The following is a 9,743-nucleotide window of genomic DNA, read 5'->3' as shown; positions in this document are numbered from 1 at the left end:
CCAAAATCGCGCTTGAATGGCTTTTTTTCGAGTTGAAAAGCGATTCAGCGATAAATCAGGCGTTAATCAGACCCTCCCTAAAATAATTAGTAAAGTCTCGTTAGTGGCGTTCCTTTTACTTTCACTTGCTGCGAGCCTGGCCAACGCTCAATCTGAGCCGGTTTACAGTAGAGGCGACTGGGTGGTTGGGCTGAATGCCACTAGAGTTCTAACCGATGAAGATTTGCGATCAGCCTCTGCGGGGAGTGCCCCCGTTCCAAATTCCAACCTGTCTATTAACAACGATACGACCGTATCATTCGACGTGTCGTATTTTCTGAGTAATCAGCTGGCATTTAACATTTTTGGCGGCATTCCCGCTAGTGCGGACCTCCAAGGCGAAGAGTCTCTCTCCGGTCTTTTTCTTGGTCAAACAGATTATGGTCCGGTAATTCTTTCGCTTCAGTATCATGTTTTGACGGGTAGCAACTTCTCTCCGTACTTTGGAGCGGGTGTAGGACGGATTCTCTTTTTAGATGAGAAGGATCGCGCACTAACCGACTTCGACGTCGAAGATACATGGGCCCCTGCGGTTCAGGCTGGTTTTCGCTGGAGGATACACAATAACTGGTCGGCAAATTTTGACGTTAGATATGCACCCTTCGAGGCGGATATCACCGGTAACCTGGGCCCGGCCCCTGTTCAGGCAAAAGTGGAAGTGGACCCCACTATCGTGAGCATCGGTGTTGCATATCGCTTTTAAATGCCAAGTATACCAACCGTCTGCATTTGCTGGTCGCTTTCAGCAACCTGCTGATTGATAAAAAACCTGCAGCGTAAGACCAATGCGCCCCTTTTCCGCCAAGATTGCGGAAAAGGGGCAAAACCAGCGGTTATTCAGATCTTCCTTAGGTATATAGCCCCAGCCTTATGCATCATTTAAAGGTCTCGTATCGTTTAGTCGAGTAGTATATAGCCATCAGGACCGGCACGTCCTTACTATAGAAAACCTTTTCAGTAGTCCCGCAAGTTTCATTTAATCGAGCAAGTGTCTTAACATTAATACCGCTCGTAACTATCGGTTCTTGATGTCCACCATCAATAAGCCGGAATCTTACTGTGTTTGATTTACACACCGCTTGAAGCTTGCAGTCTGAAAAGCCCTGTCTTGGCTGCCACCACCCATCCGCATGAAAAAGCATATGCTCAGATGAACCAAAACAAGAGGTCGACACCGAATGGGCGATGTTGCTTATGAAGGATTGAGTGATCGGAACCTCTACCCATAATGGCCGATAGAGACTTCGCTTTTTCTTTGTGGGTAAAATCAAGTTCATATTTTCGTCGGTAATTGCAAGGTGAGGTTATTAGTGGGACATATAGAGAATTATTTCACCTACATGGACTCCCCCTGCGGTCAAGCAACGCCATTTGAATCCGAAGCGGTTTGAGACTGCGGCTCTACATTCGGCCTCTTTGTGGGCGTTTTTGCCCGGGCCAGGATGATGATGCGTGTGAGCGGGGACCTTATTCGTTAGTCGGCTTCGCTGAGCCGCAGAAATAAACAGGTTCTCCCACTCTCGGTCTGACCGTTCCGTCATCGCTTGCCGTTGCAAGACTCTTCTGGCAGGCTTGTTCTGCCTGTCGTTGGTGCTCGGTTTTAGCCCTCCACAGGCTGTGTCTTAAACTCGGTTTGATTCATGAGTAGTGCCCATATAATCCGGGCGTTCTTGGCCGCCATCGCAACGGCGGCCCGCTTGTATCCACGTCGTTCCACCAGGTCTTTGGCCCAGTCACTGAGTCGATCATTCTTATCCGGTAATTTTGCAATCACTGCCCGGGTGCCATGGATCAGCAGCGTTCGCAGGTATTTGTCCCCGCGCTTGGTGATTCGGCCAAGTCGCACCTTGCCACCGGTCGAGTATTGTCGGGGCACCAGACCCAACCATGCGGCAAAGTGTCGCCCACTTTTGAACTGTCTGGGGTCAGGCGCACTGGCCAGCAGGGCTGTTGCGGTCTGTGGTCCGATACCCGGTATGGCCATAAGGCGCTTGGCCTGCTCATCGCTCCGGGCCATCGCTTCGACCTCCCGATCGTAAGCCAGGATTTCTTCATCGAGCTGTCGAATGCGTTGGTTGATGTTGTTGATTAAGCGGCGAGCGAGCATGGGTAAGTCGTTTTCGGCATCCTCCAGGATTTCGGGAACCCGGCGCCGTGCGGCGTAACGGCCCTGGGGAATGATCAGTCCGAACTCGGCCAGCAGCCCACGAATCTGATTGATCTGCGCGGTGCGTTCTTTGGTCAGTCCACGGCGAATACGATGCAGGCACAGTACGGCTTGCTGGTCTTCGGTCTTGATTGGAACAAACCGCATATTCGGCCGACCTACTGCCTCACAGATGGCCTCGGCATCGTTGTCGTCGTTCTTGCTGCTCTTGCGATAGGGCGCGACAAACCGGGGTGCAATGATTCGGACATCGTGGCCGAGTTTGGTCATTTCCCGAGCCCAATGGTGGGCACCCGAGCAGGCTTCCATGCCAATCAGGCAGGGTGGGAGCTGAGCGATATAAGGCAACAGCTTGGGCCGGTTCAGTCGTTTGCGAACCACGACCTTGCCGTGTTGATCGGTGCCATGAATACTGAACACAGTTTTCGCCAGATCGATGCCAATGGTTGTAACATTCATGATGACTCCTCCTGCTTTTGATTGAAGATGTCAGACACCTTCAATGTGGCACATCGATGCCGTGGGAGCAGGGGGAGTCCATATCATTCGCTATGGTGCTCTCGGTTTACCAGAGCAACAGTAATGTGTCTGGCTACGGGAAATTCCGCCGGTTGTGGCTCACGCATCCTTTGCGCTCACTGAAAGCTGTCGGTCGTAGGATATGATATCCATAGGCCGTATGAGTTGTGCATTGCTTTCGCAATTTTGGGCAAACTAAGGGCACAGCTCTACTCGGTCGTCAATTTCAATTTATGGACTGACCGCTCACCAAGGACTTCAGTTCAATATCCGGATCCTTCAACATTTCAGGATTGACCTGCCTGCGTTGTTGAACGAGGGTCTTGCCGACCATAAAAGCGATGGGCAGGTTGACCGCATCAACAGCAATGACACAGCCATCGCGGAGATAGAACACCGCAAATCCCTTGTCTTCCGGGCTTCCGCGCAGCACACGCTGATCATGATATTGCGACAACCCCACCATCTGCAGACGCACGTCATACTGGTTCGACCAGAACCATGGAGCGCTATTATAGGGTTTCTTCTCGCCCATCAGGGTTGCCGCCACTGTCCGGGCCTGATCAACCGCGTTGGCGACAGATTCAAGGCGCTGCATCTTCTCGAAGAAAAGATTCCGGTGGCGGGTACAGTCGCCGATCGCCAGGATGGCTGGATCTTCTGTGCGGGTAAACTCGTCAACAATAATGCCGTCATCACAGGGCAGGCCGGCGGCCTCAGCCAGCGCGGTTTCCGGCACAACACCCACTGAAACGAGCACGATGTCGGCCGGTACAGTGCCGCCGCTCGCCAATGTCACGCCAGCCACATGCCCCTGATCGCTAGCTTCGAAACCGGTTACCGCCGTGTTCAGGCGTAGATCCACGCCAGCGTTACTGTGTTTGGTGTAAAAAAACTCCGACATTTCCGGGCCTGTTACACGCTGCATAAGACGCTCGGCCGCTTCCAGTACCGTGACATCAACGCTTTTTTTGGTAGCGCTGGCTGCCACTTCAAGGCCAATGTAACCACCACCCACGATGACCAAGCGTTTCCCCGGAACCAGTTGTTCACGCAGGGCATCCGAGTCAGCTATGTCATGTAGGTAATGAATGCCCTTCAAGTCAGCCCCGGGTGCGTTCAGGCGTCGAACGTGTGACCCCGTGGCCAGGACCAGTCGATCGTATTTCAATGTGCTCTGGTCCGACAAACTGATGGTCTTGTTGTCCCGATCAATTTGTTCGGCACGTACACCGAGCCGCAACTGATGGCCGGCGTTCTCGTACACCGAGCGCGGCTTGAGGTACAGCGACTCCTGATCCACCTCGCCTGCCAGGTAGTTCTTGGACAGGGGCGGCCGCTGATAGGGTGGATGTGGCTCTTCGCCCACCAGGACCACCTCATGTTGATATTTCTTTTGCAGCAAGGTTGTCAGGAGCGCACCTGCTGCGTGCCCGCCGCCAACGATGACTGTCGTCTCTTTCTGTTGGTTTGCCATAGCCTGTCTCTTTCTACTGTTCTTTGGAATCAGATTGATCAGAAGTCCAGATGCCAACTGAGCCCTGTGACGCCCGCGCGCGCGGAGCTCAGCCGACCATCTCCCCGGCATCCTCAAGTATCATCGCGGCACCTTTCTCGCCGATCATGGTTGCCGGCTGATTGGTGTTTCCGCCGACCAGCGTCGGCATGATGGAGGCATCGACCACCCGCAGGCATTGCAGGCCATGCACGCGCAGGCGCGGATCGACCACCGCCATCGGATCAACACCCATCTTGCAGGTGCCAACCGGGTGGTACGCTGATTCACCGCTGCGCCGTACCCATGCGGCGAGATCGTCGTCATTCTGCAGCGCCGGCCCGGGCAAGACCTCAACCTCGTGGTGCGGGGCAAACGCCGCCTGCGCCAGGATCTTGCGCACCAGGTGGACACCGCGCACCAGTCGCTCGACATCGGCGGACTCGGCCATGTAGTTGGGGTCGATCAGCGGCGCGGCAAACGGGTCGGCACTGTGCAGACCGACGCGCCCGCGCGACGACGGCCTAAGCCCGTAGATCATCACCGCGTAGCCATAACCGCTCATCGCGGTCTTCAGGTCTCGCCCGTGATCGTCGTACAGCATTGGCGCGAAGTGCAGCTGCAGGTCGGGTACCGGCTCCTCGGGCCGGGAGCGGATGAACCCGCCGGCCTCGGCGCCGTTGCTCGACAGCACGCCCCGCCGACCGCTCAGATACGTCAAAGCGCCCCACAGCCCCTTGAGCCAGTAGCTCGGATGCATCGAGATGCTTTGGCGGCTGCGGGCGCTGACGCGCACGAACACGTCGATATGATCCTGGAGATTCTGCCCGACGCCCTCCAACGCATGGCGCAGTTCTATGCCATGCCGGGACAGCTCCTCCCGCGGACCGATCCCGGACAGCATCAGCAGTTGCGGCGAGTTGAACGCGCCGCCGCAGAGCACAACTTCGCGCCCGGCACGAACCTGCGTCAGCCCCTTTGTATCGCGGTATTCGACACCGGTGGCGCGGGTGTCTTCGAGTAGCACCCGGGTGACATACGCGCCGCTGCAAACCGTCAGGTTGGAACGCGCCGTGGCGGGTTCGAGATAGGCCCGCGCGTTGCTACAGCGTGTGCCGTCTTTCTGGTAGGCGTAGTAGAAGCCCACGCCCTCCTGCTCACTGCCGTTGAAATCTGTATTGAGCCGGTACTTTGCCTGGGTCGCCGCCTCGACAAACGCCGTGCTCAGCGGATTGGTATAGCGGCGCTCGGCAACGTTCAGCGGACCACCCTGACCATGAAATTCTGCCTCATTCGGCGTAAGTTTGGGCTCGAAATGTTCCGATCGGCGGAAGTAGGGCAACACCTCGGCGTATGACCACCCTTTGCACCCCAGCCGTGCCCACTCGTCGTAGTCCCGGGCATGCCCGCGAATATAGACCTGCGCGTTCATGCCGCTGGAACCGCCAAGCATCTTGCCCCGCGGCTGAAAAAGCGCCCGGTCGTGCATGTGACGCTGCGGTTCGGTATTGAACTGCCAGTTGTAGCGGCGGCTGAACATTAGCTGCAGGAAACCCAGCGGCATGTTCACGAAAGGGTTGCGGCGGCTCTCCGGACCGGCTTCAAGCAGCAGCACAGAATGGCGACCGCTCTCCGACAGGCGGCTGGCGACAGCACATCCGGCCGAGCCCGCGCCAACCACGACATAGTCAAATTGTTCGGTCGTCATCCTGGTTAGCCTGTTCATTAACTTTTTGGTGTCAGCTGGACCATCAGCTCCGAATAGCCCCGCACGAAGTTGGACTGCACGCGCTCCGGCTCGCCGACGACTTCGATCTTGTCAAAGCGTTTGAGAATCTCTTCCCATAGGATACGCAGTTGCAATTCGGCCAGGCGGTTGCCCATGCAACGGTGAACACCGTAGCCAAATGACATATGGTTTCGTGCGTCCTTGCGATCGATAATGAAGTGATCGGGGTCTTCGAACTTGCGCTCGTCACGGTTGCCCGAGGCGTACCACATCACAACGCGATCGCCCTTTTTGATGGTCTGGCCGCCCAGCTCAACATCTTGCTTGGCGACTCGGCGCATATAGGCCAGCGGCGTTTGCCAGCGGATGATTTCCGACACCATGTTCGGAATCAGTTCCGGTTTTGCCTTCAGTTTTTCGAGCTCCTTTGGGAATTCGTTCATGGCCACCAGGCCACCACTCATTGAGTTGCGAGTGGTATCATTGCCGCCAACGATAAGCAGCGTCAGATTGCCGATAAACTCCATCGGGCGATTGATCAGATCTTTGGTGTCGTCGTTGCTCTGTAGCAGGCTGATCAAATCGAAACCGGGCTCTTCGCCCGCCGCGCGGCGCGCTTCCTTATCCCTCCAGAGCCTGGAGAAGGACCAGGCCATGTCAGCCGCGTCGTCAAACATGATCTCTTCATCGGCATACTCGCCGCCGGTTGCCGATGCTGCCCCGGCCATCCGATCCGACCACTCAACCAGCTTGTGACGTTCCTCGTAAGGAAAATCCAGAAGGGTTGCGAGCATGCGACCGGTGAGTTCCTTCGATACAGTGGGCACCCAGTTGAAGGGCTGGCCCAGAGGCAGGCTGTCAAGCACATCGCCGGTACGCGATCGGATCAGCTCCTCCATTTCCTTCAGGTTCTTCGGTGCCACCACGCCTTGAACCGAGCTGCGCTGCACATCGTGTTTTGGCGGATCCATGGCTATGAACATTTCCACCGACAGCCCCTCTGGAGGGTCACCCAGAATGATTTGCGGCTCGGCGGAAAACAGGTCGTGACTCTTATCCACGAACATGATGTCTTCAAAGCGAGTCACCGACCAGAAGGGGCCGAAGGGGCTGTTCTTCTGGTAATGGACCGGAGCCTCATCACGCAACCGTTTGAAATAGGCGCGCCACTGATCCTGCCGATATAAAAACGGATTGCTGACATCGATGTCCTCAAGGGCCAGCGTGTTAACGTCCGGGATGGCTGATTCAACAAATTCGGGCACGGGCCGGCGTGGGCCGAAGGCCTTCTTCTTGGCGCCCATTAACAGTTTCAGCCCCTGGATCTGCCTGTGCATCGGCACCACCCTGGAGGTAGCATTAATCACTCGGGACTGAATGTCGTCAAATGTTTTGGACAGTGTTGGCATGCGTCCTCCTATGATCACATCTGGAACTCGGGTAAATGCACGGTCATGCCGTCCATTTCATCAGTAATGACCACCTGGCAGCCCAGGCGCGAAGTGCTTGCCCGCTCCGGGGTCATTGACAGCATTTGCTCTTCCTCACCACCAGGCGTACCTGTCTTTCTGAACCAATCGTCCGAGACGATCACGTGGCAGGTACCACAGGCACACTCTCCCCCACAATCCCCGTCAATACCGGGAATCAGATTGTCAACGGCGATTTGCATTACCGAGGAACCAGCTTTGAATTCAGCAACATGTTCAGTTTGATCATGTTCTATAAAAGTAATCTTGCCCATTATTGTTCTCCTGCCAGTAGTGTTCAGTAATAGATATTGTCTGTCTGACGACACTCCTGTCAGGTCATTTCTTGACAAGCTGAGGTCATTTAAAGACAAAATGACGATCATTTAGGACGGGGAAGATCGATGATGACGACGCAGAAGACGGGTGATTTGCAAAAATCCGGTCCCGGTATTCCATCGAATTACTCACGGCTCATTGCACGTGAGCTCGATTTAACAGCCAAACAACTGCCACGTCTGCTGCTCGGCACCGGGCTTGGTGTGACGCAATTCCTGAGCGAGGAAAGCCTGCTTACCGCAGCGCAGCAGGTGCGGATTCTGCGCAACGCACTGGATTTGTCCGGCCAGCCGGAATTAGGGTTATGGCTAGGCAAGCGACTGACCCCGGCAACCCATGGTGCGATGGGATTCGTGGCCTACAGCAGCCCCGACTTTCTCACTGCGCTGCAAGCGATTCATACTTTTCTGCCCACGCGCGCGAGCTTCATCCAACTGCATTTGCGGCAAGTCAACGAGCGCCTGGAATGTATTCTGGACTACCAGGAGTCGCTGGACGATGACATACAGCGGTGCCTGTCGGATGCGATGGTTAAGGCCCTTTTTGAATTTGGCGAGTTTATAATTGGTCGCCCTTTGCATGAGGCTGAAATATGCTTCGCTCATCCTGAACCCCCGTATCAGGCAATGTATGCCGATTTTTTGCCCGGGCAGATTCGCTTTGATTGCGACCAGTTAAAACTTACGTTGCCGATGTCGTTGTGTCAGGAACCGAATGCCTCCGCCAATCACGAAAACTATCGTCTGGCCTTGCAACAGTGTGAATCGATGCTTGCGCAACTTCAGTCGGATAAACCGAGCTATCAGACCCAGCTGAAGATGATGATGTTGTCCCGACCGCCCGGAACGCTCAGTGAAGACGAAGCAGCAGCCTCGTTGTTCATGAGCAAACGCACCCTGGCACGCAAACTCAAACAGGAACGCAGCGGTTTTCGGAAAGTTCGCGACGAGATTCTGTCCCAGCAGACAGCGACCTACTTGCGTGACAGCCAGCTGTCAATCGAGGCCATTGCCGCGTTGATGAACTATCACGACAGTGCCAATTTCAGACGCGCCTTCAAGCGCTGGTTTGACCAGTCGCCTGAGCAGTTCAGGCAAAATGTCAGATCACAAACCGTGCATCCGCATGATTAGCGATCATAAACAGAGGCTACTTGCTTGCGTTTGTGAAGCCAGAACCTATGCCTGCCCCCCTTTATTGATCACACCGTCCATAGCGATCTGCCAGATCAAGTCGCCAATGGTGTCGAGTGAATGAGCCCCGTTCGGGTCGAACCAGGTTGCAACCCAGTTGAGCGCCCCAAGGCCGATCAGGCGAAGCAGGCGGCCATCAATATTCTTGCGGACCACGCCCTGCGCAATCATTGTTTCGAGGATACCGGCCCACAGGGACTCGTACTGGTCACGCAGTTCGATGATTTCCTCGCGAGCCTCCGGGCCCAGCGCCCGCCATTCAAACAGCAGCACGTAAACCGCGTCCGAATCGACCAACAGGGCTCGCAGATGCGCGTTGATACAAAGACGTAAACGCTCAACCGGGTCATCCGAACTGGCGTAAGCCGACTCGACCTCTGCGGTAACCAGGTCCACCCCCCGGCGCATCAGCTCGACAAGCAGCGCTTCCTTGCTGTTGTAACGATAATACAGACTTCCGGGCAGCATATTGCAGGCCTCGGCAATCTCCTTGAGCGACGTCCTTTCAAAGCCTTTCTCACGAAAAAGCCTGGCTGCGTTAGACAAAACGTCGCCCTGGTCGCCCAGTTTGCTTGGAGGAGCCATCTGTCTGTTAACCATCGCTTAAGTATCTCCTCAGCAAGCCAGTTCGTTATTCATCAGAGCGGCCACCACCTGACTTGTTACACTGATCGTACGCCATTGCACGGGTGGCGTGCCATTTGCCTCAACAGATTCTTGACTTTTGGTTGGTTAACCAACCAAAATCCAGCAACAATGTTATTCGGAAGAAACTGACATGGCAATGACATAT

General features: G+C 55.3%; 8 protein-coding genes. 2 read left to right on the top strand and 6 right to left on the bottom strand.

Going from position 1 to position 9,743, the window contains the following annotated elements:
- The first annotated feature begins 16 nt into the window (after positions 1-16).
- Positions 17-742, top strand: a complete 726-nt coding sequence (locus MLC70_RS09565; RefSeq protein ID WP_248183380.1) for an OmpW/AlkL family protein — start codon at positions 17-19, stop codon at positions 740-742.
- An 897-nt stretch (positions 743-1,639) separates the two neighbouring features.
- Here MLC70_RS09565 and MLC70_RS09560 read toward each other — a convergent pair.
- The 5 genes from MLC70_RS09560 to MLC70_RS09540 all read right to left on the bottom strand — a co-directional run bounded on the left by MLC70_RS09560 (position 1,640) and on the right by MLC70_RS09540 (position 7,693).
- Positions 1,640-2,665, bottom strand: coding sequence for an IS110 family RNA-guided transposase (locus MLC70_RS09560; RefSeq protein ID WP_008170306.1), 1,026 nt, complete (start codon positions 2,663-2,665; stop codon positions 1,640-1,642).
- 286 nt (positions 2,666-2,951) lie between these two features.
- Positions 2,952-4,202, bottom strand: a complete 1,251-nt coding sequence (locus MLC70_RS09555) for an NAD(P)/FAD-dependent oxidoreductase (protein WP_041654915.1) — start codon at positions 4,200-4,202, stop codon at positions 2,952-2,954.
- An 88-nt stretch (positions 4,203-4,290) separates the two neighbouring features.
- On the bottom strand, positions 4,291-5,928 hold the full coding sequence (locus MLC70_RS09550) for a GMC family oxidoreductase (RefSeq protein ID WP_225316732.1): 1,638 nt from the start codon (positions 5,926-5,928) through the stop codon (positions 4,291-4,293).
- Positions 5,929-5,945: 17 nt separating this feature from the next.
- Entirely contained in the window at positions 5,946-7,358 is a 1,413-nt protein-coding gene (locus tag MLC70_RS09545) for a cytochrome P450 (protein ID WP_041654913.1), read from the bottom strand.
- A 14-nt stretch (positions 7,359-7,372) separates the two neighbouring features.
- On the bottom strand, positions 7,373-7,693 hold the full coding sequence (locus MLC70_RS09540; protein WP_008170311.1) for a 2Fe-2S iron-sulfur cluster-binding protein: 321 nt from the start codon (positions 7,691-7,693) through the stop codon (positions 7,373-7,375).
- 129 nt (positions 7,694-7,822) lie between these two features.
- Here MLC70_RS09540 and cypR point away from each other — a divergent pair, with 129 nt between their 5' ends.
- Complete coding sequence (gene cypR, locus MLC70_RS09535; RefSeq protein WP_014422290.1) at positions 7,823-8,890, top strand: transcriptional regulator CypR; 1,068 nt, start codon at positions 7,823-7,825, stop codon at positions 8,888-8,890.
- 45 nt (positions 8,891-8,935) lie between these two features.
- On the opposite strand, the gene MLC70_RS09530 is transcribed toward cypR, so the two are convergent.
- On the bottom strand, positions 8,936-9,550 hold the full coding sequence (locus tag MLC70_RS09530) for a TetR/AcrR family transcriptional regulator (RefSeq protein ID WP_014422289.1): 615 nt from the start codon (positions 9,548-9,550) through the stop codon (positions 8,936-8,938).
- Positions 9,551-9,743: the final 193 nt, after the last annotated feature.

Source organism: Marinobacter goseongensis, assembly GCF_023156235.1.
Taxonomy (GTDB): domain Bacteria; phylum Pseudomonadota; class Gammaproteobacteria; order Pseudomonadales; family Oleiphilaceae; genus Marinobacter; species Marinobacter goseongensis.
The sequence above is the reverse complement of the archived record's forward strand: the minus strand, read 5'-3'. Positions and strand labels throughout refer to the sequence as shown.

What these genes read in the sequence shown, in the direction of transcription:
- MLC70_RS09530 (WP_014422289.1), bottom strand. Translation starts at nt 9,550, where the DNA reads ATGGTTAACAGACAGATGGCTCCTCCAAGCAAACTGGGCGACCAGGGC.
- MLC70_RS09540 (WP_008170311.1), bottom strand. Translation starts at nt 7,693, where the DNA reads ATGGGCAAGATTACTTTTATAGAACATGATCAAACTGAACATGTTGCT.
- cypR (WP_014422290.1), top strand. Translation starts at nt 7,823, where the DNA reads ATGATGACGACGCAGAAGACGGGTGATTTGCAAAAATCCGGTCCCGGT.
- MLC70_RS09550 (WP_225316732.1), bottom strand. Translation starts at nt 5,928, where the DNA reads ATGACGACCGAACAATTTGACTATGTCGTGGTTGGCGCGGGCTCGGCC.
- MLC70_RS09560 (WP_008170306.1), bottom strand. Translation starts at nt 2,665, where the DNA reads ATGAATGTTACAACCATTGGCATCGATCTGGCGAAAACTGTGTTCAGT.
- MLC70_RS09545 (WP_041654913.1), bottom strand. Translation starts at nt 7,358, where the DNA reads ATGCCAACACTGTCCAAAACATTTGACGACATTCAGTCCCGAGTGATT.
- MLC70_RS09565 (WP_248183380.1), top strand. Translation starts at nt 17, where the DNA reads ATGGCTTTTTTTCGAGTTGAAAAGCGATTCAGCGATAAATCAGGCGTT.
- MLC70_RS09555 (WP_041654915.1), bottom strand. Translation starts at nt 4,202, where the DNA reads ATGGCAAACCAACAGAAAGAGACGACAGTCATCGTTGGCGGCGGGCAC.